This window comes from Streptomyces hainanensis (genome assembly GCF_004348415.1).
Taxonomy (GTDB): Bacteria; Actinomycetota; Actinomycetes; order Streptomycetales; family Streptomycetaceae; genus Streptomyces; species Streptomyces hainanensis.
This window is the reverse complement of sequence record NZ_SMKI01000078.1, coordinates 1-20,865: the sequence shown is the minus strand read 5'-3', so window position 1 is coordinate 20,865 and position 20,865 is coordinate 1. Positions and strand designations below refer to the sequence as shown.

Genomic DNA, 20,865 nt, shown 5'->3' with positions numbered 1-20,865 from the left:
GCGGGGGAGTCGCGGCGGGCGGTGAGCCAGCGGCCCTCGGTGGGGACGTGGCCGGCGGGGAGCGCCCGGCGCAGCACGTCCCGGGTCGCCGCGTCGATCCGGCGCCGTTCGTCGGCGGACAGGTCGACGGCCCGGCGGGCCGGGTGGACGCGCGCGTGCCAGAGGATCTCGTCGGCCAGCAGGTTGCCGAGGCCGGCGACCGTCGACTGGTCGAGGAGCGCCGCCTTGACCCGGCGGCGCCGGACGGCCAGCAGGTCGGCCAGCTCGCCGGGGGCGAGCGCCAGCGCGTCGGGGCCCTGGTCGGCGAGCAGCCGGTCCACGTCGGCCTCGGTGGCCGCGAACCAGATGCCGCGCAGCTTGCGCTGGTCGCGGTAGCGGAGCCGGCGGCCGTCGTCGAGGGTGAGGGTGACCCGGTCGTGCGGGGTGGGCGGCGCGTCGGCCGGGTCGCAGTGCAGGCCGCCCGTCATGCCGAAGTGGAAGAGGGTTACCGGGCCCTCGGCGGTGGGGGCGAGCAGCCACTTGCCGTGCCGGCGGGGCTCGGCGAGGGTGCGGCCGGTCAGCTCCCTGCCCAGCCGGCGCGCCGTCACCCCGCGCAGCACGCCGGCGTCCGCGACCTCGACCCGCTCGATCCGGCGGCCCTGGGCGCAGGACGCCAGGACGCGCCGGAATTCTTCCACATCGGGCAGTTCGGGCATAACGCCAGGCTAGGGCAGGGTCAGGCCGTAGGCGTTGAGGACCTCTCCGATGGGCTGGAAGTAGCTGGTGCCGCCGACCGCGCAGTTGCCGCTGCCGCCGGAGAGGATGCCGAGCGCGAGGCCGCCCGGGGTGAACAGCGGGCCGCCGCTTTCGCCCGGCTCGACGCAGATGTTGGTGCGGATCAGCCCGGAGACGATGTCGCCGCCCCCGTAGTTGACGGTCGCGTTGACCGCGGTGACGGTGCCGGTGCGGCAGCCGCCGACCGGCCCCGAGAAGGTGGCGCTCGAACCGATGACGGGGCTGCCGACGCCGGTGATCGGCACCGGCACGCCGTTGCAGACGATCCCGGGCGGCCACGGCGACGGGGGAGTGGTGTAGCGGACCAGCCCGTAGTCGTCGTTCGGGAAGCTGGTGCCGGCGGTCTGCCCGACGGGCGTGCCGAGCGACGGCGTGCTGTACCAGGTGCTGGCGAGCGTGGTGCAGTGGCCGGCCGTGACGAAGTAGTAGGCGCTGCCCGAGCGGGCGTTGAAGCCGACGGCGCAGCGCGTGCCGGAGCCCGAGTAGATCGCCTCGCCGCCCCGCAGCCGCGGGGCGAGGGTGCCGGGGGTGTGCTCGAAGGTCAGCGCGTCCGCCAGCGGCCCGGCGCTGCCGCGCAGCCGGGCGAGGTCGGCGGGGGAGACGGTGTCGTCCACGGTGACCCGCACGGTGCCGGCGTCGGGGTCGACGGCCCAGGCGGTGCCCGCGATGTCGGCGGCGAGCACCGCGTCGCTCGCGGCGGCGAGTTGGTGTGCGGTGAACGCGGTCGGCGCCGGTTCGGCCCGGGCCGGCAGTGCCACGCCGAGGGCGGCGAGCAGCGACGCGGCCAGCGTGGTGACGAGGCGTCTGAAGGCGGTGGTGGTGCGGGCGGTGCTCATGGTGTCCTCCGGTGCGGGGATTCATGGGCATGTCAAGAAGCTGGATTCTCCCACGTCCCGCCCACGCGTGTCGCGGAGCGCGCCCCCGGCGCCCCCGGTGAAGGATCGACCGGTGACCGCCCGGGTACTCCCGGTCACTCCCGCCGCCGGCCAGGAGGAAGCGCGATGTCCCACGTACTGTTCAGGCTCGGTCGGTGGGCGTATCGGCGGCGGCGCCTCGTGCTGGGCGCGTGGCTGCTGCTCGCGGCGACCATGGTGGCGCTGGCGGTCGGCAGCGGCGGGCAGACCAACGACGTCTTCACCATCCCCGGCACCGAGTCCCAACGCACCACCGACCTGCTCAAACGCAAACTGCCCGCCTTCGGCGGCGGATCCGCCCAGGTCGTCTTCGCCACCCACGGGGACACCAGGGTCACCGACCACCGGCAGCGGGCGGCCATCGAACAGACCATGCGGCGGCTGCGCGACGTGCCGCAGGTCGGGGCCGTCTCCGACCCGTTCCAGGCCAAGGCCGTCTCGCGCGACGAGCGGGTGGCGCTCGGCAACGTGGACTTCGACGACGCGCCGGGCAACGTTCGCGAGCCCACGCTCGACGACGTGGAGAGCGCCGTGCGGCCGGCCCGCGACGCGGACCTGCGGGTCGAGTACTCCGGCAGCGTCTACCCCGGCTGGCGCACCGAGGTCTCCGAGACGCCGGAGATCGTCGGCCTGCTCGTCGCGTTGGTCATCCTGCTGATCACGTTCGGCGCCCCGGTGGCGGCCGGCGTGCCCATCGCGACCGCGGTGCTCGGGGTGTTGACCACCCTGATGGGCGTGACGGCGATCGCCGCCTTCGTGAACATCGCGTCGGCCTCCACCACGGTCGCCATCATGCTGGGGCTGTCCTGCGGCATCGACTACGGCCTGTTCATCCTCTTCCGGCACCGCAACAACCTCCTGTCCGGGATGGACGGCGAGGACTCGGTGGGCATGGCGGCCGGCACGGCCGGCGGCGCGGTGGTGTTCGCCGCGCTCACCGTGATCATCGCGCTCTGCGGGCTCTCGGTGGTGGGCATCCCGTTCCTCACCGTGATGGGCCTGTGCGCGGCGGCCGCCGTCCTGGTGGCGATGGCGATCGCGCTGACGCTGCTGCCCGCCGTGCTCGGCTTCGCCGGCGACCGCGTCGTCCACTTCCTCCGGCTGCCCGGGCGACCCGGCTGGACGGAGCGGGTGGCCAGGACGGCGGCCGAGCATCCCGAGCGCGCCAGGGGCGCGGCCTGGGCCGGGTTCGTGGTCCGCCACCGGGTGCCGATGCTGGTGGGCGGGGTGGTGCTGCTCGGCGTACTCGCCATCCCCGCCACCCAGTTGCAGCTCGGCCTCCCGAGCGGCTCGGCCAAACCCACCTCGGACACCCAGCGCCGCGCCTACGACCTGATCTCGGACGGCTTCGGCGTCGGCGCCAACGGGCCGCTGCTCGTGGTCGCCGACGGGGTGCGCGGGGACCGGGACGTCGACCGGATCGCCGCGGCCGTGGGGAAGCAGCCGGGCGTGGTCTCGGCCCGGGCCATCGCGACCCGCGACGACGTCGCGGTGGTCGAGGCCGTGCCGTCGACCGGGCCCAACGACCCGGACACCGCCGACCTGGTGCACCGCATCAGGGACCACCGGGGGGAGGTCGCGGCAGGTACCGGCGCCCACGTGACGGTCGGCGGCACCACCGCGTCCAACATCGACGTCTCCACCAAACTCTCCGGCGCGCTGCCGATCTTCCTGATCGTGGTGGTCGGACTCGCCTTCGTGCTGCTGACGTTCGCCTTCCGGACCTTCCTGGTGCCGCTCAAGTCGATCGTCGGCTTCCTGCTCTCGGTCGCCGCCGCGTTCGGCGCGCAGGTCGCCATGTTCCAGTGGGGCTGGGGCGAGCACCTCTTCGGCATCACGCCGTCCGAGACCGTCAGCTTCCTGCCGATCATCATGCTCGCCATCATCTTCGGACTCTCCAGCGACTACGAGGTGTTCGTGGTCTCCCGGATCAAGGAGGCGCACGGCGAGATCGGACCGGAGGGCACGAAGGAGGACGAGCGGGCGGCGGTGGCGCGCGGCACCGGGCTCGCGGCCCGGGTGGTGACGGCGGCGGCGCTCATCATGTTCTCCATCTTCGTGGCCTTCATGGCCAGCGCCGACCCGACCATCAAGGCCATCGGCTTCGCCTTCGCGGTGGGCGTGCTGCTCGACGCGTTCGTGGTCAGGCTGACCCTGGTGCCGGCCGTGATGGCCATCGCCGGCGCCCGGATCTGGCACCACCCGGCCTGGTTCGACCGGCTGGTGCCCGACCCCGACATCGAGGGCCGGCGGCTGGAGTCGGAGCGGCCGTGACCACCGCCGCCCCGTTCAGCCGCCGCCCCGTTCAGCCGGCGGGTCGCCGGCGCGCGGGGCGCCGACCGGATCGTCGTGCGGCACGTCGTGGAACGCGGAGCGTGCCGAAACGGCACGGACAGGCGCCACTTCCCGACCCGCCGGCCGAGACTGGCCACCCGGAAGCGACAGGGAAGGGAAACCCATGGAGAACGTCGACGCGACACGGCGCCGGGACGAGATCCGCGCGGCGCGGCAGGCACCCCGCGTGATGCCGCCCCGAGGGGCGCGGGGCGACACCCCGCCGCCCCGCACCGCCAACAGCGAGACCGACGTGCTGCGCGGCTTCCTCGACTACCTGCGCGCCTCGATCGCCGCCAAGGTCGGCGGCGCCCCGGAACCCCAGGTCAGGACCCCGATGGTGGACTCGGGCACGAGCCTGCTCGGCCTGCTCGGCCACCTGGTCGCCGTCGAGAGCGCGACGTTCCTCGGCGAGCGGGTCACCGACTGGCGGGCGACCTTCCGGCCCGACCCCGAGGACGGCGTCGCCGACGTCGTCGCCCGCTACCTGGCGACCGTGGAGCGGGCGAACCGGGTACTCGACGAGTGCGCCGACCTCGGCGCGCCACTGCCGCGACCCGGGCGCTCCGGCCCGGCGCCGAGCGTGCGCTGGGCCCTCACCCACCTGATCGAGGAGACCGCGCGCCACGCGGGCCACGCGGACATCCTCCGCGAACTCGCCGACGGCTCCACCGGGCGCTGAGCCGCCCCGCCGGCCGCGCTCACGGCAGCGCCAGCGCGCGGAACAGCCGGCGGCCGGCGCGGAGCACCGGGTGCCGGTGCGTGGGCCGGGTGTTGGCGAGCACGGCGACGCCGGCCTCGGCGTCCGGGCTGAAACCGATGAACGCGGTGAAGCCGCCGGTGCCGCCCGTGTGCCAGAGCAGGGTGCGGCCGTCGACCACCCGGATGTCCCAGCCGAGCCCGATCCCGTCCGGGCCGCTCCGGTGTGCCCGCCTGGGCCAGTGGGAGTCGACGACGGCGGAGGAGAGCGCGGTCGCCGCGACGGTGGCCGGGGAGATCTGGGCCCGCAGGTAGCGGAGCATGTCGGCGGCCGACGAGTAGAGCGCCCCGGCCGGCGCGAGCGCGTCGAAACCCCAGTGCGGGACCGGCCGGCCGCGGCGGTGGCCGTGCGCCGCCACCTCCGCCAGCGTCGGCTCGTCGGGCACCAGTGTGTCCCGCATGCCGAGCGGCCGCAGCACCCGGTCGGCCAGCAGTTCGGCGTAGCCGGTGCCGGCGGCGTTGGCGAGCAGCTGGCCCAACAGGCCGACGCCGAAGGTGGAGTAGCGGACGGTGGCGCGCCGCGGGTTCCTGCTGAGCCGCGCGGTGGCCCGGTAGAGGTCGACCGGGCGGTACCCCGCGTAGGGGTCGGTCCGCCACTGACGTAGTCCCCGCAGGTAGAGGTTGCCCGGCAGCCTGGGCAGCCCGGCGCTGTGGGTGGCGAGGTCGACCAGGGTGCGCGGGGCGCCCGGCCCGGGGCGCGGCGCGGCGCCGGGCGGCAGGAAGCGCTCGATCGGGTCGTCGTAGGCCACCTCGCCGCGCGCCACGAGCTCGGCGAGCAGCAGCGTGGTGAAGGTCTTGGTGAGCGAGCCGAGCGCGAACAGCGTGTCGGGATCCACCGGGTGCCGGTCGCGGTGCCGGCGGGCGCGACGCGGCCACAGCCGGTCACCGGCGACCGCGACCGACTGGTCGGCGCCGCGGATCGCGGCGCCGACCGCGGCCGGGGCGTGCCGATCGGCGACGAGCGCGCCGATGTGCCTGCTCAGCAGCCCCGCGGTGGTGGCCGGGTCGCTCATGCCCGGCCCCCGCCCGCCGTCGCGGTGGACAGCGCCCGGGAGACGGTGAGGGTGCCGGCGACGACGGCCACGATGGTCGGATGGTGGTGGTTGAGCCAGGCGTGCTCGGGCTCCACGGGCGGCGCGGTCAGGCCGTTGGGCATCATCCCGTCCGGCCGCTGGGCCTCGGCGACCCGCTCCCAGACCTCGGGGAAGAACATCGGCTCCGGCAGGCAGACCCCGACGATCAGGAACTCCAGCAGCAGGTCCCAGAACCGGGTCTCGCGGAACACCTCGACCCAGACCGGCAGCCAGCGGTGGAGGTAGTCGCACAGCGGCTCCGGCAGGCCGCCCGGGTCGGCGCCCCAGTCGGTGAGGTGGAAGACGGTGTGGGTGACGCCGTAGGCGTTGTTGGCGTCCATCATCCACGGTTCCGGCATGCGGCCCAGCCAGGTCCCGGCGGTCAACGTGTCCCGGTCGCCCGGCGGCCGGGCGCCGATCCGGCGGGCGGCGGCCCAGACGGCGAGCCGCCGGTTCGGCACGTGCTCGACCGCCGAGGCGGCGCGCAGCGAGAGCAGGTGGTCGGCCAGCCGGTCGAGTTGGGCGTGCCGGTAGCCGGCGGGGATGAAGTACGAGTAGATCTCCATCGGGTGGGTCGCGGCCGGCGTGTGAGCCTGGAGGCGGTACAGCAGCGCGCCCGTGTCGAACTCCCGCCAGGCGAAGCCGAGCAGGGACCCGGCGGTCGCGGCGCAGCGTGGGCCGGCCACCGCCTCGCGCGCCACCACGGCGGCGGCCAGGGCGAGTTCGCTCAACGACTTCAGGCTCTCACCGCTGATGTCGTAGTCGGGCACGTCGCGATGGAGCGCGAAGCTGGTGCGCAGCCGTCCGAGCCAGTCCATGGCCTGCTCCCCGACGTGTTGGGCCAGGCGGACCGCCGTGGCGTCCATGCTGTCTCCTCTCAGCGGTTGTCGCTCAGAAGGCGGGCGATGGCGGCCTCGAACCGCACCCGTGGATCGTGGTGGCCGGCGATCTCCAGATGGACGAGCGTGGCGGACGTCAGGTCATCGGGGGCGAGCGTCAGCAGCCAGCGGGTCAGCCGGGCCGCGCTGAGCAGGTCGCGGCGGAGCATCGCGCGCACCAGGCCGCGCGCCACGTCGAGGCGCCGGTCCAGCAGACGCTCGCGGAGCTCCGGATGGAGCGAGGGGTGTGCCGCGGTGGAGAGCCTGACCAGGTCGGCGGCGAGTGTCACCCAGTCGTCGGCCAGCGGTCCCGGGGCCCGGGGCTCGGCAAGACCCTCCCAGCCGGAGGCGTCGACGCCGAGCCGGGCGAGGGCCGCCGTCAGGGCGGTGTCGCGCACGCCCCACAGGGCGGCCTCCGGGGTGTGGCCACGCGGTGCGGGATGGTCCCGCACCGCGGCCCGCACCAGCCATGCCTCCTCCTGCCGCAGGGGCTTACCCGTCAGCAGGAACGGGGCGAGCACGTCGGCGCCCAGCACCCGGATCGCGGCCAGGCCACCGGCCCGTCGGTCCCAGGAGGCGAGGGGGGAACGTGTTCCGACGCCGTCGGACGTGCCTCGCAGGGCCCTGGCGAGCGAGCCGGCCAGGGCGCCGGTGGCCTCCTCGACGGAGCCCGGTGTCGGCTGGTGCGTGAGGGACATCTCGGCGTGAACCTCAGAACGCCGACGCGCAGGCGAGGTTCTGGACCGCGCCCTGGCACGAGTCCTCGATGGGCTCGTTCCTGCGCGGGTTGGCCGACAGCAGACTGGCGAGGCCGAGCAGCAGGATCTCGGCGTTCTTCGCCGAACCGGCGCCGTGGGTGGTCGAGCTCTCGCCCTCGGCGATCAGTCTCCCGACCTCTTCGTGAATGACGGGCATGGGATTCCCCTTTCGTTCCAGGAATTCCTGGCAAGGGTGCTTATCCCGAGTCCGGGGAGTGGGAAACCGATTCTCCGTATAACGGAACGGAACGGAATGGGTGGGGCGGGAGACGGGAATTGATCCGCTCAGGCTTGCTGGTCGGGAATCCGTGTTCCGGCATCACCACGGTAATATCGCATAGGTAATGCGATATTACCGTGGTATCTGTCGCTCAGTCGCCGGTGTTGAACGCCGCGTCGAAGGCCTGGGCCGGCGGCTCGATTGCCACCAGTTCACGGACCCGGGCCAGCGCGTCGGGGGCGCCGATCAGGCGGTCCATGCCGGCGTCCTCCCACTCCACCGAGATGGGCCCTTCGTAGCCGATCGAGTTGAGGACTCGCACGATGCCCTCGAAGTCCACGTCGCCGTGGCCCAGCGAGACGAAGTCCCAGCCGCGCCGCGGGTCCGCCCAGGGCAGGTGCGAACCCATGCGCCCGTTGCGGCCGTTGAGCCGCTTCTTGGTGTCCTTGAGGTCCACGTGGTAGATCCGGTCCCGGAAGTCCGAGATGAATCCCACATAGTCCAGGTCCTGCCACACCATGTGCGACGGGTCGTAGTTCAGGCCGAAAGCCGGCCGGTTGTCGACGGCCGCCAGGGCGCGCTGCGTCGTCCAGTAGTCGTAGGCGATCTCGCTCGGGTGCACCTCGTGCGCGAAACGAACGCCCTCGGCGTCGAAGACGTCGAGAATCGGATTCCAGCGGTCGGCGAAGTCCTGGTACCCGGCCTCGACCATCGCCGCCGGCACCGGCGGGAACATCGCGACCGTGTGCCAGATCGACGAGCCGGTGAACCCGACCACCGTGTTCACGCCGAGCGCCGCCGCCACCCGGGCGGTGTTCCGCATCTCCTCGGCCGCGCGCTGCCGCACGCCCTCGGGCTCGCCGTCGCCCCAGATCCTGCCGGGCAGGATCCCGCGGTGCCGTTCGTCTATCGGGTGGTCGCAGACCGCCTGGCCGACGAGGTGGTGCGAGATCGCGAACACCTTCAGGCCATAGCTCTCCAACAGTGCCTTCTTGGCGGGCAGGTAGTCGGGCTCGGCCACCGCCCGGTCGATCTCCAGGTGGTCGCCGGAACAGGCGATCTCCAGGCCGTCATAGCCCCAGCCGGCGGCCAGCCGGCAGACTTCCTCGAAGGGCAGATCGGCCCACTGACCGGTGAACAGAGTGACGGGACGCGCCATCGCGGCTCAGCTCCTTACGGGTTCTGAAGGGATTGCTCGGGTTCGATCCGGGTGTAGCGGCTCTCGTTCGCGGCGCTCGCCTCGACCGCGGCCAACACCCGCTGCACATGCAGCCCGGCCTCGAAGCCGGGCTCCGGGTCGGTGCCGGCCGCGATCGCCTCGACGAAGTCGCGGGCCTGGTGGGTGAAGCCGTGCTCGTAGCCGAGGCCGTGGCCCGGCGGCCACCAGGCCGCCAGGTAGGGGTGGTCGGCCTCCGTCACCACGATCCGGCGGTAACCGGCCGTGGTGTTCGGCTCGTTGGCGTCGTAGAACCACAGCTCGTTCATCGACTCGAAGTCGAAGGCCAGGCTGCCGTCCGTGCCGTTGAGCTCGATGCGCAGCGCGTTCTTGCGGCCGGCGGCGAACCGGGTGGCCTCGAAGACGCCGAGGGCACCGCCGGCGAACCGGGCCGTGAACACGGCCGCGTCGTCCACGGTGACCTCGCCCCTGGTGCCCTCGGGGGCGCCGGGGACCGGGCGGCTGTCGACGAACGTCGCGGTCTGGCCCGACACCCCGTCGAGCCGGTCGCCGATCAGGTGCTCGGCGAGGTCGGTGATGTGCGAGCCGATGTCGCCGAGCGCCCCCGAGCCGGCCCGCGCCCGGTCGAGGCGCCAGGTGAACGGTGCCTGAGGGTCGTGCAACCAGTCCTGCAGGTACGACGCCCGCACCTGGAGCACCCGGCCGATCCGGCCCTCCGCCACCATCTCCCGCGCCAGGGCGAGCGCCGGGGTGCGGCGGTAGGTGAAGCCCACCATCGACCGGACCCCGCGCTCCCGCGCCCGCCGCGCGGCGGCGACCATCGCCTCGGCCTCGGCGACGGTGTTGGCGAGGGGCTTCTCGCACAGCACGTGCTTGCCGGCCTCCAGCGCGGCGATCGCGATCTCGGCGTGGCTGTCCCCCGGGGAGCAGATGTCCACGACCTGCACGTCGTCCCGGTGCACGGCCTGCTGCCAGTTGTCCGTGGCGTGCTGCCAGCCCAACCGGGCGGCCGCCGCCTCCGTTCTGGCCCGGTCCGTGCCCGCCACGATGGTCATCCTCGGCTCGAGCGACAGGCCGAAGACGGCCGACACCGAGCGCCATGCGTGGGAGTGCACCCGGCCCATGAACGCGTGGCCGATGAGTGCGACACCGAGATCCTGCATAGTCCGTCCGATCAGTGGGTCAGGGTTCAGGGGAGGTGTGGGGGCTCGGGCAGGTAGGCGAACACCCGGTCGCTGACCAGGCCGGCGGCGCCCACCACCCCGGCGCTGCCGCCGAGTTCGGAGAGCACGACCGGCAGGTCGCTGGTGGCCAGCGGCGTGGAGCGGCGGTAGAGCTCGCTGCGCACCTCGGCGAGCAGCGTGTGGCCGAGCCCCGCGACGCCGCCGCCGACCACGATCATCGAGGGGTTGAAGAAGTTGACCAGGCCGGACAGCACCCGGCCGAGGCGCTGTCCGCCGCGCCTGACCAGGTCGAGGGCGGCCGGGTCGCCGGAGGCCAACGCCCAGGACACGTCCCGCGCGGAGAGCCCGCCGCGCTCCGCCAGCCGCTCGGCGAGCAGCGGCGAGCCGCCGTCGGCCGCCAGCGCCCGCGCGTCCCTGGCCAGGGCGGCGCCGCCGAACCAGGCCTCCAGACAGCCGGTCCTGCCGCAGGCGCAGACCGGCCCGGCGTCCTCCAGCGCGATGTGCCCGATGTCGCCGGCGCTCCCGGTGCCGCCGCGGTGCACCCGGTGGTCGGCCACCACGCCGCAGCCGATCCCCGTGCCGAGCTTGACGAAGAGGAAGTCGGGCACCCCGCGGGCCAGCCCGACCTGGCTCTCGGCCAGCGCCATGGTGTTGGCGTCGTTGTCCACCAGCACCGGGCAGCCGAGCCGCTCGGCCAGCGCGTCCCGGACCGGGAAGCGGTCCCAGCCCGGCATGATCGGCGGGGTGACCGGGCTGCCGTCCCGGAAGCTGACCGGGGCCGGGATGCCGACGCCGGCGCCGTGCAGTTCTGTCATCAGACCCGACGCGCGCATCCGGTTCACCAGCTCCACCACCCGGTCGAGCACGGCCTCCGGGCCCGCCCGGACGTCGCAGGGTTCGGCCAGGTGCTCCAGCACGGAGAGCCGGCCGTCGGTCACGGCGACGTCGAGCGAGGTCGCGCCGATGTCCACGCCGACGAACCGCAGCCGGGAGGAGAGCCGCACCAGGCCCGAGCGGCGGCCGCCGCTCGACGCGGCGTGCCCCGCCTTCTCGACGAAGCCCAACTCCTCGAGACGGCCGAGCTCCTGCCCGATCTTGGAGCGGGAGAGCCCCACCCGGCTCCCGAGGCTCGCCGGCGGCAGCGGGCCCTCGGTGCGCAGCAGCGTCAGGATCCGCGGCTGGTGCGTGTTCTCCACTCGCATGCGCGCCCCCGACCTAGTTCTTGCATTCTATGTAAGAAGTTCGTCCCGTATTTAATCCCGGCCGTCCGTGACCTGGCAATAGTGCCGTGCGACGGGGGTGACCCGGCTGGACCGGTCGGCGGGCGATTGTCGGTGGTGGGTGTCAGGCTGGCCTCCGGGGAATGCGACGGAGGCGGCGGAAGGAAGTCTCATGATCACCACCCACCACGTGACCGGCTCGCCCTGCTGGCTGGATCTCGGCGCGCCCGACCAGGCGGCCGCGACCGCGTTCTACGGCGCCGTCCTCGACTGGGAGTTCCGCTCCTTCGGCCCGGATGCCGGCGGTTACGGCGCCTTCACCCACGAGGGCAAGGTGGTCGCGGCCGGCGGCAAGCTCACCGAGGAGGGCGCCCGCCCGGCCTGGATGCTCTACTTCCGCGTGCCCGACGCGGAGGCGGCGGCCTCGGCGGTCGAGCAGGCCGGCGGCACCGTGCGCGCCCCCGCCACGGGCTCCTCGGAGTGGGGCAGGATCGCCCAGCTGAGTGACCCGCAGGGCGCCCAGTTCGCCGTCTGGGAGGTGAGCGGGGGCCAGGGCCTGGAGAAGGTGGACGCGCCGGGCAGCCTCTCGTGGACGGAGCTGTACACCACCGACGCGGCCGCGGCCAAGGAGTTCTACGGCCGGCTCTTCGGCTGGGAGACCCAGGACATGCAGCTGCCGGGCGGCGGCGGCACCTACGCGCTGATCAGCCCGGCGGGCGGTGGGGAGGAGCAGATGCAGGGCGGCATCATGCAGGTCACCTCCGACCTGCTCACCCTCACCGGAGGCCGGCCCTACTGGCACCCGGTGTTCGACGTGGCGGACTGCGACGCCACGGTCGGCCGGATCACCGCGCACGGCGGCACCGTGCAGATGGGCCCCGAGGACGTCGAGGGGGTCGGCCGCCTCGCCGTCTGCGTCGACCCGGCCGGCGCCGACTTCGTCGTCCTCACCCCGGCCCGCTGAGCCGCACCGGAAGCGGCGGGAGCCCCCACCGGACCCCGGACCTACCAGACTCACCAGGGAGCAGCATGAGCACGCACTCCGCCGGCGGACCCGCCGCCGGCTCGGGCACCCTGACCATCGGCGGCGACCTCGTCGTCAACCGGCTCGGCTTCGGCGCCATGCAGCTGACCGGGCCCGGTGTCTGGGGCCAACCCCGCGATCCCGACGAGGCGGTCCGCGTCCTGCGCCGGGTCGTCGAACTCGGCGTCACCTTCGTCGACACCGCCGACTCCTACGGGCCCTTCGTCAGCGAGCAGCTGATCCACAAGGCGCTCTCCCCCTATCCGGAGGACCTCGTCATCGCCACCAAGGCCGGGCTCACCCGGTCGGGCCCCGACGACTGGCGGCCGGTGGGGCGGCCCGAGTATCTGCGCCAGCAGGCCGAGTTGAGCCTGCGGCACCTCGGCGTGGAGCGGATCGACCTCTTCCAGCTCCACCGGATCGACCCGAAGGTGCCGCTCGAGGACCAGCTCGGCGAGCTGGTGCTGCTGCAACGCGAGGGGAAGATCCGGCACATCGGGCTCTCCGAGGTCAGCGTCGCCGAGATCGAGCAGGCCCGGCGGATCGCCCGCGTGGTCTCGGTGCAGAACCTCTACAACCTGGCCACCCGGCAGGCCGAGGACGTGCTGGAGTACGCCGAGCGCGAGCAGTTGGCGTTCATCCCGTGGTTCCCGATGGCCACCGGGGAGCTTGCCAGGCCCGGCGGGCCGCTGGACGCCATCTCCGCGCGGCACGGCGCGAGCCCGTCCCAGCTGGCGCTCGCCTGGCTGCTGCGCCGCTCCCCGGTGATGCTGCCGATCCCGGGCACCTCCCGGGTGGGCCACGCGGAGGAGAACGTCGGGGCGGCCGGCATCACCCTCACCGACGACGAGTTCGCCGAGCTGGCCGACGCCGTCTGACGCCGTCCGAGGCCACCCGAGGCCGTCCGGTCGGGCGTGTGGGCGGCCGCCGGGCCCGCCCCGGCGGCCGCGGCGCCTCGCCGCGCGGGGGAGCCGGGGGCTGATCCCCGAAGACCGCCCGGACGGGACCCGCATGGAAGGGGCCGGGCGCGGGCAGATGCGGGATGGCATGCAAGATGTCATGCCCATGTCTATTCTGCCCCGGGAGGCTGATCGTGACATTGGCCAAGGCCGTCAGGCTGCTGCTGACCGCGCTGCTGGCGTCCGTGCTGTGGACCGCCGGCGGCCAGGCGGTGGCCGCGCCGCAGGAGGCGGCGGAACGCCCACTCGCCGCCACGGTGTTGACGTACGACGCCAGCGGCAGCGCCGAGTTCGCCGCCGCGGTGGCCAGCGGCGCCGCGATCTGGAACGAGAGCGTCACCAGCGTGGACCTGGTGCCGGTGCAGTCCGGCCAGCGCGCCAACATCCGCGTCGTCGCGGACAACGGCTGGCCGCGCGCCCAGACCACCAGCCTCGGCAACGGCACCGTCTGGATGGGGCGGCAGGCCGTGAACGAGGGCCACAACACCGTCCGGATCGCCGCCCACGAACTGGGCCACATCCTGGGCCTGCCCGACATCAAGCCGGGCCCGTGCACCAGCCTGATGTCCGGCTCCACCGCCGGCGTCTCCTGCACCAACCCCTACCCGAACAGCAGCGAGCGCTCCCGCGTCGAGAACGCGTTCGGCGGCGCGCTCGCCGCGCCCGCGGCGGCGAGCTACCTGGACTGACCCCGCGCCACCGGCGGCCCGCCCCGAGCGGGCCGCCGGCCCGCTCAGAGGACCACCACCGAACGCAGCACCTCCCCGGCGCCCATCCGGTCGAAGGCCGACTCCACCTCGTCGAGCGCGATCGTCTCGCTGACGAAGGCGTCCAGGTCGAGCCGGCCCTGGAGGTGCAGGTCCACCAGCATCGGGAAGTCCCGGGACGGCAGGCAGTCGCCGTACCAGGAGGACTTGAGCGCGCCGCCCCGGCCGAACACGTCGAGCAGCGGCAGCTCGATCGTCATCTCCGGCGTCGGCACGCCCACCAGCACCACCGTGCCGGCCAGGTCGCGGGCGTAGAACGCCTGCCGGTAGGTCTCCGGGCGGCCCACCGCCTCGATCACCACGTCGGCGCCGAAGCCGCCGGTCAGCTCGCGGATCGCCTCGACCGGGTCGGTCTCACGGGAGTTGACGGTGTGGGTGGCGCCGAGCCCGCTCGCCGCCGCCAGCTTCCGGTCGTCGAGGTCCACCGCGATGATCCGGGACGCGCCCGCCAGCCGCGAGCCGAGCACCGCCGCGCTCCCCACCCCGCCGCAGCCGATCACCGCCACGCTGTCCCCGCGGCCCACGCCACCCGTGTTGATCGCGGCGCCGATCCCGGCCATCACGCCGCACCCCAGCAGCCCGGCCACCGCGGGCGACACCGAGCCGTCCACCCGGGTGCACTGGCCGGCGGCCACCAGCGTCTTCTCGGCGAACGCCCCGATGCCGAGCGCCGGCGTCAGCTCCGTGCCGTCGTCGGCCAGCGTCATCCGCTGCCGCGCGTTGTGGGTGTCGAAGCAGTACCAGGGCCGGCCCCGCAGGCAGGCCCGGCAGCGGCCGCACACCGCCCGCCAGTTGAGGACGACGAAGTCGCCGGGCGCGACCTCGGTGACCCCGGGGCCGACCGCGTCGACCGTGCCGGCCGCCTCGTGACCCAGCAGAAAGGGGAAGTCGTCCCCGATGCCACCCTCCCGGTAGTGCAGGTCGGTGTGGCAGACGCCGCAGGCCAGCACCCGCACCACCACCTCGCCCGGGCCGGGATCCGGCACCAGCACCCTCGCCACCCGGACCGGCTCGTTCCTGCCGGGTGCGATGACTCCCCGAACTTCCTGCGTCATGCCAGACCGCCCTTCCTCGGCCGGTGCGCGGGGCCACGGTCGCGACACCGCGTGGTGCGTTCCGCATACTTCTCGCTCCCTGGGAAGGTATCCGGATCCGGAAGGGAACCCCCGTCGGTAACCGGCCAGGCTGAAGGCCTGTAACCCGCCGTGAAACCAAGGGGGTTACCGTTACCCGGATTCGGTGAACCCCCGATTCGGGGATCACACGTTCGGGTTACTCTGACCCGGGGACGAACCCATGGGTAACAGCGGCAACTCCAGAGACTGAGAGACGGAGCTTCGGTGGTGGAGCAGGATGGCGGCTCGACGGCGCAACAATCGGCGGGCCAGTCGGCGGACATCGACCTGAGCAGGCCGAGCATCGCCCGCGTCTACGACGCGGTGCTCGGCGGCAAGGACAACTACGAGGTCGACCGCGTGGTCGCCGACCAGGTGCGGCTCGACATGCCGCACATCAGCGACGTCGGTTGGTTCAACCGCGCGGTGCTGGGCCGGGGCGTCCGTTACCTCGCGGCCGAGACCGGCATCAACCAGTTCCTCGACCTCGGCGCCGGCCTGCCGACACTGGAGAACACCCACCAGGTGGCACAGCGCCACGACCCCGAGGCGCGGGTGGTCTATGTCGACATCGACCCGATCGTCCTCGCCCACGGCCGGGCGCTGTTGGAGGAGAACGAGCACACCGCCGTCGTCACCGCCGACCTGCGCGAGCCGGAGAAGGTCCTCGCCAACCCCAACGTGCGCCGGCTGATCGACTTCGACAAGCCCGTCGGGGTGCTGCTCATCGGGATCCTGCACCACCTGCACGACGACGAGGACCCGAAGGGGATCGTCGACGCGTACATGGACGCGGTGCCGGCCGGCAGCCACCTGATGATCACCGCCTTCTGCGACACCGGCCCCGAGGCCCGCGCCGTGGAGGAGACGATGCTGGAGTTCCTCGGCACCGGCCGCTTCCGCACCATGGACGAGATCACGGCCTACTTCGACGGGTTCGAGCTGCTCGACCCCGGCGTGGTGGCGCTGCCCATGTGGCGTCCCGAAGGTCCGGTCGCCACGCCGCTCTCCATAGCCCAGCGCCTGATGGTCGGCGGCGTCGCCCGGAAGAACTGACGGTCGACGGCGCGCCGCCGCCCGAGTGCGATGATGCGGACATGCGCATCGGCACCGCGGAGACCGCGGACCTCGGCGGCGGCGTGCGACTCCGGCCCGTCCGGGAGGACGACCACGTGGCCCTGAGCGCCGCCCTCCTGCGGGAGCGCGCCCATCTGGCGCCCTGGGAGCCGCACCGGCCCGACTTCTTCTACACCCCGGAGGGCCAGGCCGCCCGGCTCCGCGAGCAGGCCGCGGAGGCGGCCGCCGGCCGCGTCGTGCCGTGGCTGCTGGAGGACGGCGACCGGGTGGTGGGCGTCGCCACCCTCACCGGCATCGTGCGCGGCCCGCTGCAGAGCGGGAGCCTCGGCTACTGGGTGGCCGCCGACCATACCGGCCGCGGCCTCGCCGGCGCGACCGTCGCCCACGTCCTCGCCGACGCCCGCGACCGGCTCCGGCTGCACCGGGTCGGCGCCGGCACCCTCCCGCACAACGTCGCGTCCCAACGGGTGCTGGCGAAGAACGGGTTCGAGCGGATCGGCCTCGCCCCCCGCTACCTGCACATCGCCGGCGACTGGCGGGACCACGTGCTGTTCCAGCGGCTCCTGCACGACGGCCCGCCGGGGAGCTGAGTCAGCCGACGCCCCCGTGCCGGGCGAGCAGCAGGCGGGCGGTGGCGGCCATCGCCTCGTCCACCATCTCGCCCTCGAACGCCACCGCCCCGACGCCGGCCGCCTGGCCGGCCGCCACGGCGGCCACCAGCCGTGCGCAGCGGGCCAGTTCGTCCGGGCTCGGCGAGAACACCTCGTTGATCACCGGGACGTGGGAGGGGTGGATCGCCATCAGCCCCGCGTAGCCGAGACCGCGGTTCTGCTCGGCGAAGGCCCGCAGCCCCGCCGGGTCGGCGATCCGGGTCCACAGCCCGCCGACCGGGTGCGCCACGCCGGCCGCCCGGACGTCGAGCAGCACCCGGGAGCGCAGCGCGCGCGTCTCCTCGCCCTCCGGCGTCCAGCGGTAGCCGACCGCGCGTTCGACGTCGCCGCCCGGCGCGGTGAGCGCGCCGGCGTAGCCGACGCGCGGGGCGGCCGCGGCGAGCTCGAAGGCCGAGCGCAGCCCGCGCGCGGTCTCCAGTAGCGGCACCAGCGCGAACGTGCCGTCCGGCAGGCCGTGTTCGCGCTCGCACCAGGAGAGCAGCCGGTCCGCGAACCGCACCTGCTCCGGGTCGCCCACCTTCGGCAGCACGATCCCCGCCAGGCCGGGACGCGCCACCGCCCGCAGCTCGGCGGCGGCCGACCAGCCGTCGAGAGGGTTGATCCGGACGAAGAGCGCCAGGTCGTGCGCGGCGGCGGCGACGACCTCGGCCACGCGCTCGGTGGCCGCCGCCCGGTCGGCCTCGGCGACCGCGTCCTCCAGGTCCAGAATCACCGCGTCCGCGCCGGACGCCGCCGCCCTGGGCAGCCAGTCCGTCCTGGTGCCGGGCACGAAGAGCATCGACCGCAGCGGCGGCCTGGCGATCTCAGACGACATCGCTCCGCTCCAGTTCCGCCAGTTCCGCCTCCTCCAGGCCCAACCACTCGCGGTAGACGAGACGGTTGTCCTGGCCGAGGGCCGGTCCGGTCCGCCACACCTCGCCCGGGCGTTGCCTGAAGTGCGGGAGCACCGCCTGCATCCGCACGTCGCCGAGGTCCCGGTCGGGGACGGTGACGATGTCGCCGCGCTCCGCGTAGACCGGGTCGTGGGCGATGTCGGCCGCGTCGAACACCCGGGAGGCCACCACCTCGGCCTCGGCGAACGCCGCCAGACACTCGTCCGTGCCCTTCCCTGCGACCCACTCCCGCAGCCCGGCGTCGAGCCTGCCGCGGCCCGCGTGTTGCTGCTCGACGGTGGCGAACTCCTCCTCGGGCAGCCCCAGCAGCCGCGCCACGTGCCGCACCGAACGCGGCGTCGCCGAGGTGACGGTGATCCACTCGCCGTCCCCCGACCGGTAGGTGTTGATCACCGCGGCCGGTGCCACGGCGAGCCGGTTGCCGGCCCTCTCGGGCACCTCGCCCAGCTGGTCGTGCACGATGACCTGCCACTCCACGAGCCGGAACAGCGGCTCGAACAGGGCCAGATCGATCCACTCGCCGTCGAACTCCGGGTCGGTGGAACGGCGATGCAGCGCGGCGAGGACCGCGTAGGCGCCCATCAGCCCGGTCACCGCGTCGCCGTGCGAGAAGCCGGTGTGCACCGGCGGCCCGTCCGCGAAGCCGGTCAGGTGGACGACGCCGCTTCTGGCCTCGCCCATCTTGCCGAAGCCGGGTGCGTCGGCCAGGGACGAGGTGGCGCCGTAGCCGGAGATCTGGAGCAGCACCGCCCGGGGGTTGAGCCGGTGCACGGCCTCCCAGTCCAGGCCCCAGGAGCGCAGCCGCCCGGCCCGCATGGTCACGATGACGACGTCGGCCCAGGCGACCAGCCGGCGGGCCACCGCCCGGCCCGCCTCGTGGTGCAGGTCGAGCGTGACGGACCGCTTGTTCCGGCCGGCGACCTTGAACCACAGCGGCACCCCGTCCCGGCGCGGCCCCATGGCGCGCGCCGGGTCACCGGCGCCCGGCGGTTCGACGTGCACCACCTCCGCGCCCTGGTCGGCGAGCATCGACCCGGCCAACGGCCCGGCCACCACATGGGCGAACTCGACCACCCGCAGCCCGCGCAACTGCCCCCGCCGGGGCCCGCTCGCCGTTTCCCGCTGTCCGTCCGGCACGCCGCGCCCTCCTCTTCACCGTCGTCCTGCCGTCCAGCGTGCCCAGCGGGACCGATGCCCGTCCAGCAAAGGACGCGCCTGAATCCATGCCGATTTCGCATGAGTCGGCGGCGGGCGGGCTCAGGCCCAGGAGACGCCGGCCGGGAGTTCGTCGCCCGAGGCGCGGAACTCCTCGATGGTGGCGAGGAACCGCTCGGCGGCCAGCGGCACCCCGCGCCGGGTGCGTAGCGCGAGGTCGAGCCGGCGGTCCACCACGGGCTCGACCAGCGGCCGGGTGACCACGGGCCCCGTGCCCAGCAGCGGCAGCACCAGGGCGGGCAGCGCCGTGACACCGAGCCCCGCGGCCACCAGGCCGCCGACCGTGGCGACGCTGACGGCCTCGGCGGCCGGTGCGGCCGTCACGTCGATCTGGCCGAAGGCCGCGTCGGTCAGCCGGCGGACGCTGGAGTCGCGGCCGACGGCCAGGAACGGGCGGTCGGCCAGGTCGCGCCAGCGCACCTCGGCGCGTTCGGCCAGCGGGTCGCCGGCCGGCAGCACGGCCACGAACCGGTCCCGGATCAGGGGCCGGCCGAGCAACTGGTCGGACGGTCGGCCGACGGTGGTGATCGCGAAGTCGGCGTCGCCGTCCGACACCCGTCCGAGCACGGCGCGTTCGAGCCCGTCGAGCAGCCGCACGGCCACCCGGGGGTGGGCCGCGCGGAAGCCGGAGATCACCCGGGGCAGCAGCACCGCCGCGACCGAGGGCAGGGTGGCGACCGTGACCGTGCCCGACTCGCCCTGCAGGAAGCGCCGTAGCTCGGTCATGCCGGCCCGGTGCGCGGTGACGACCTGCTCGGCGACCCGCAGCGCCTCGACGCCGGCCGGGGTCAACCGCACGTTGCGGGTGTTGCGTTCCAGCAACTGGGCGCCGAGCAGTCGCTCCAGGTCGGCGACCACCCGGCTGAGCGAGGACTGCGAGACGTGCAACTCGGCGGCCGCCGCGGTGAAGCTGGCGGCGCGGGCCACGGCGGCGTAGGCCGCGAGCTGGCGCAGGGTGGCATCCATGGCTGGCGAGCATAGGGCGATCCCGCCGCGGTGATGCGGGGATCGCATGAATGAATCTCGGTTTGATGCTGGACTCTGATCTGTCGCTGCTCGGACACTCTCCAGCAACGCGCCGGGGCGGCCCCCGCGGCGCCGCCCCGCGTGCCGCCGCCGGGGGCCGTAACCCGAGAAAGCGAGCCACCCATGCTGGCAACCCTGGGCTTCGCGACGATCGCCGTCTTCCTGCTGCTGACCATGACCAAGCGGGTCTCCGTGCTGGTGGTCCTGGTGCTGGTGCCGGTGCTGGCCGCGCTGGTCGGCGGCCACGCGGGCGAGCTCGGCGACCTGATCCTGGAGGGGCTGACCCGGGTGGCCCCCACCGGCATCATGATCGCCTTCGCCGTCCTCTACTTCAGCCTGATGGTGGACGCCGGCCTGTTCGATCCGCTGATCCGCCGCGTCCTGCGCTTCGCGCAGGGCGATCCGCTGCGGATCGCGGTCGGCACGGCGGTGCTCACCATGTGCGTGGCCCTGGACGGCGACGGTGCCTCCACCTTCCTGATCACCGTCTCGGCGCTGCTGCCCGTCTACCGGCGGCTCGGGATGAGCCCGCTGGTGCTCACCGGCGTGGTCTGCCTGGGCGCCGGGGTGATGAACATGATTCCCTGGGGCGGCCCCACGGTGCGGGCGATGGCCTCGCTGGACCTGGAGAGCTCCGACATCTTCACGCCGGTGCTGCCGGCGATGGCCTTCGGCATCTGCTGGGTGCTGCTGGCCTCCTGGCTGATCGGCCGCCGCGAGCGGCGCCGGCTCGCGGCCCTCGGCCCGGACGAACGGCCGGTGGCCACCGAGGAGTTCGACGAGCCGGTGGGGAAGGCCGGCGCCGGGGTGGGGGAGGGGCCCGGTAC

21 protein-coding genes are annotated in these 20,865 nt (G+C 73.9%); 8 read left to right on the top strand and 13 right to left on the bottom strand.

Annotated elements, in window-relative coordinates:
* Window positions 1-695 (bottom strand): Fpg/Nei family DNA glycosylase (locus E1283_RS10010; protein ID WP_132817587.1); only part of this gene is annotated, 695 nt, incomplete at its 3' end.
* Window positions 696-704: 9 nt separating this feature from the next.
* Window positions 705-1,610 carry a S1 family peptidase gene (locus E1283_RS10005; protein ID WP_132817586.1) on the bottom strand — a complete coding sequence of 302 codons (906 nt, stop codon included), beginning with the start codon at window positions 1,608-1,610 and terminating at the stop codon, window positions 705-707.
* A 165-nt stretch (window positions 1,611-1,775) separates the two neighbouring features.
* On the opposite strand from E1283_RS10005, the gene E1283_RS10000 reads away from it, so the two are divergent.
* Together E1283_RS10000 and E1283_RS09995 are read left to right on the top strand one after the other, a co-directional pair.
* Window positions 1,776-3,962, top strand: coding sequence for an MMPL family transporter (locus E1283_RS10000; RefSeq protein ID WP_132817585.1), 2,187 nt, complete (start codon window positions 1,776-1,778; stop codon window positions 3,960-3,962).
* A 250-nt stretch (window positions 3,963-4,212) separates the two neighbouring features.
* The gene (locus tag E1283_RS09995; RefSeq protein ID WP_132817589.1) at window positions 4,213-4,704 is read left to right on the top strand and encodes a DinB family protein; all 492 of its coding nucleotides are present in this window, start codon (window positions 4,213-4,215) and stop codon (window positions 4,702-4,704) included.
* Window positions 4,705-4,723: 19 nt separating this feature from the next.
* Here the strand turns inward: E1283_RS09995 and E1283_RS09990 are convergent, their stop codons facing one another.
* The 7 genes from E1283_RS09990 to E1283_RS09960 all read right to left on the bottom strand — a co-directional run bounded on the left by E1283_RS09990 (window position 4,724) and on the right by E1283_RS09960 (window position 11,273).
* Window positions 4,724-5,794 carry a serine hydrolase domain-containing protein gene (locus E1283_RS09990; RefSeq protein WP_132817584.1) on the bottom strand — a complete coding sequence of 357 codons (1,071 nt, stop codon included), beginning with the start codon at window positions 5,792-5,794 and terminating at the stop codon, window positions 4,724-4,726.
* On the bottom strand, window positions 5,791-6,720 hold the full coding sequence (locus E1283_RS09985) for a DUF6895 family protein (protein WP_132817583.1): 930 nt from the start codon (window positions 6,718-6,720) through the stop codon (window positions 5,791-5,793). Before E1283_RS09985 ends, E1283_RS09990 begins: the two co-directional genes overlap by 4 nt.
* 11 nt (window positions 6,721-6,731) lie before the next feature.
* On the bottom strand, window positions 6,732-7,430 hold the full coding sequence (locus E1283_RS09980; RefSeq protein WP_132817582.1) for a hypothetical protein: 699 nt from the start codon (window positions 7,428-7,430) through the stop codon (window positions 6,732-6,734).
* A 13-nt stretch (window positions 7,431-7,443) separates the two neighbouring features.
* Window positions 7,444-7,647 (bottom strand): hypothetical protein, encoded by a 204-nt coding sequence (locus E1283_RS09975; RefSeq protein ID WP_132817581.1) that lies wholly within the window; start codon window positions 7,645-7,647, stop codon window positions 7,444-7,446.
* A gap of 214 nt (window positions 7,648-7,861) precedes the next feature.
* Entirely contained in the window at window positions 7,862-8,869 is a 1,008-nt protein-coding gene (locus E1283_RS09970) for a sugar phosphate isomerase/epimerase family protein (protein ID WP_132817580.1), read from the bottom strand.
* A gap of 14 nt (window positions 8,870-8,883) precedes the next feature.
* Window positions 8,884-10,050: a Gfo/Idh/MocA family protein gene (locus tag E1283_RS09965; protein ID WP_132817579.1), complete on the bottom strand. Its 1,167-nt coding sequence runs from the start codon at window positions 10,048-10,050 to the stop codon at window positions 8,884-8,886.
* Window positions 10,051-10,076: 26 nt separating this feature from the next.
* A complete protein-coding gene (locus E1283_RS09960; RefSeq protein ID WP_132817578.1) occupies window positions 10,077-11,273 on the bottom strand; it encodes an ROK family transcriptional regulator in 1,197 nt (398 codons plus the stop codon).
* A gap of 190 nt (window positions 11,274-11,463) precedes the next feature.
* Between E1283_RS09960 and E1283_RS09955 the strand changes: the two genes are divergently transcribed.
* From E1283_RS09955 to E1283_RS09945, 3 genes are all read left to right on the top strand, one after another.
* The gene (locus E1283_RS09955) at window positions 11,464-12,255 is read left to right on the top strand and encodes a VOC family protein (RefSeq protein WP_132817577.1); all 792 of its coding nucleotides are present in this window, start codon (window positions 11,464-11,466) and stop codon (window positions 12,253-12,255) included.
* Between the two features lie 65 nt (window positions 12,256-12,320).
* Complete coding sequence (locus E1283_RS09950; protein ID WP_132817576.1) at window positions 12,321-13,193, top strand: aldo/keto reductase; 873 nt, start codon at window positions 12,321-12,323, stop codon at window positions 13,191-13,193.
* A gap of 215 nt (window positions 13,194-13,408) precedes the next feature.
* Window positions 13,409-13,963 carry a snapalysin family zinc-dependent metalloprotease gene (locus E1283_RS09945; protein ID WP_425086151.1) on the top strand — a complete coding sequence of 185 codons (555 nt, stop codon included), beginning with the start codon at window positions 13,409-13,411 and terminating at the stop codon, window positions 13,961-13,963.
* 44 nt (window positions 13,964-14,007) lie between these two features.
* On the opposite strand, the gene E1283_RS09940 is transcribed toward E1283_RS09945, so the two are convergent.
* A complete protein-coding gene (locus tag E1283_RS09940) occupies window positions 14,008-15,096 on the bottom strand; it encodes an S-(hydroxymethyl)mycothiol dehydrogenase (protein ID WP_132817574.1) in 1,089 nt (362 codons plus the stop codon).
* A 285-nt stretch (window positions 15,097-15,381) separates the two neighbouring features.
* Here E1283_RS09940 and E1283_RS09935 point away from each other — a divergent pair, with 285 nt between their 5' ends.
* Window positions 15,382-16,212: an SAM-dependent methyltransferase gene (locus E1283_RS09935; RefSeq protein WP_243744725.1), complete on the top strand. Its 831-nt coding sequence runs from the start codon at window positions 15,382-15,384 to the stop codon at window positions 16,210-16,212.
* A 41-nt stretch (window positions 16,213-16,253) separates the two neighbouring features.
* Window positions 16,254-16,823 (top strand): GNAT family N-acetyltransferase, encoded by a 570-nt coding sequence (locus E1283_RS09930; protein ID WP_132817573.1) that lies wholly within the window; start codon window positions 16,254-16,256, stop codon window positions 16,821-16,823.
* A 1-nt stretch (window position 16,824) separates the two neighbouring features.
* Here E1283_RS09930 and E1283_RS09925 read toward each other — a convergent pair whose 3' ends face one another.
* The 3 genes from E1283_RS09925 to E1283_RS09915 form a co-directional block, all read right to left on the bottom strand.
* Window positions 16,825-17,718: an HpcH/HpaI aldolase/citrate lyase family protein gene (locus E1283_RS09925; protein ID WP_132817572.1), complete on the bottom strand. Its 894-nt coding sequence runs from the start codon at window positions 17,716-17,718 to the stop codon at window positions 16,825-16,827.
* Window positions 17,708-18,934: a CaiB/BaiF CoA transferase family protein gene (locus tag E1283_RS09920; RefSeq protein WP_132817571.1), complete on the bottom strand. Its 1,227-nt coding sequence runs from the start codon at window positions 18,932-18,934 to the stop codon at window positions 17,708-17,710. Before E1283_RS09920 ends, E1283_RS09925 begins: the two co-directional genes overlap by 11 nt.
* 120 nt (window positions 18,935-19,054) lie before the next feature.
* The gene (locus E1283_RS09915) at window positions 19,055-19,978 is read right to left on the bottom strand and encodes a LysR family transcriptional regulator (RefSeq protein WP_132817570.1); all 924 of its coding nucleotides are present in this window, start codon (window positions 19,976-19,978) and stop codon (window positions 19,055-19,057) included.
* 183 nt (window positions 19,979-20,161) lie between these two features.
* Here E1283_RS09915 and E1283_RS09910 point away from each other — a divergent pair.
* A partial coding sequence (locus tag E1283_RS09910; RefSeq protein WP_243744724.1) for a citrate:proton symporter occupies window positions 20,162-20,865 on the top strand: 704 nt, incomplete at its 3' end.

Excerpts from the sequence above, each read along its gene's own strand:
- E1283_RS10005 (WP_132817586.1), bottom strand. The coding sequence starts at position 1,610 with ATGAGCACCGCCCGCACCACCACCGCCTTCAGACGCCTCGTCACCACG.
- E1283_RS10000 (WP_132817585.1), top strand. The coding sequence starts at position 1,776 with ATGTCCCACGTACTGTTCAGGCTCGGTCGGTGGGCGTATCGGCGGCGG.
- E1283_RS09995 (WP_132817589.1), top strand. The coding sequence starts at position 4,213 with ATGCCGCCCCGAGGGGCGCGGGGCGACACCCCGCCGCCCCGCACCGCC.
- E1283_RS09990 (WP_132817584.1), bottom strand. The coding sequence starts at position 5,794 with ATGAGCGACCCGGCCACCACCGCGGGGCTGCTGAGCAGGCACATCGGC.
- E1283_RS09985 (WP_132817583.1), bottom strand. The coding sequence starts at position 6,720 with ATGGACGCCACGGCGGTCCGCCTGGCCCAACACGTCGGGGAGCAGGCC.
- E1283_RS09980 (WP_132817582.1), bottom strand. The coding sequence starts at position 7,430 with ATGTCCCTCACGCACCAGCCGACACCGGGCTCCGTCGAGGAGGCCACC.
- E1283_RS09975 (WP_132817581.1), bottom strand. The coding sequence starts at position 7,647 with ATGCCCGTCATTCACGAAGAGGTCGGGAGACTGATCGCCGAGGGCGAG.
- E1283_RS09970 (WP_132817580.1), bottom strand. The coding sequence starts at position 8,869 with ATGGCGCGTCCCGTCACTCTGTTCACCGGTCAGTGGGCCGATCTGCCC.
- E1283_RS09965 (WP_132817579.1), bottom strand. The coding sequence starts at position 10,050 with ATGCAGGATCTCGGTGTCGCACTCATCGGCCACGCGTTCATGGGCCGG.
- E1283_RS09960 (WP_132817578.1), bottom strand. The coding sequence starts at position 11,273 with ATGCGAGTGGAGAACACGCACCAGCCGCGGATCCTGACGCTGCTGCGC.
- E1283_RS09955 (WP_132817577.1), top strand. The coding sequence starts at position 11,464 with ATGATCACCACCCACCACGTGACCGGCTCGCCCTGCTGGCTGGATCTC.
- E1283_RS09950 (WP_132817576.1), top strand. The coding sequence starts at position 12,321 with ATGAGCACGCACTCCGCCGGCGGACCCGCCGCCGGCTCGGGCACCCTG.
- E1283_RS09940 (WP_132817574.1), bottom strand. The coding sequence starts at position 15,096 with ATGACGCAGGAAGTTCGGGGAGTCATCGCACCCGGCAGGAACGAGCCG.
- E1283_RS09930 (WP_132817573.1), top strand. The coding sequence starts at position 16,254 with ATGCGCATCGGCACCGCGGAGACCGCGGACCTCGGCGGCGGCGTGCGA.
- E1283_RS09925 (WP_132817572.1), bottom strand. The coding sequence starts at position 17,718 with ATGTCGTCTGAGATCGCCAGGCCGCCGCTGCGGTCGATGCTCTTCGTG.
- E1283_RS09915 (WP_132817570.1), bottom strand. The coding sequence starts at position 19,978 with ATGGATGCCACCCTGCGCCAGCTCGCGGCCTACGCCGCCGTGGCCCGC.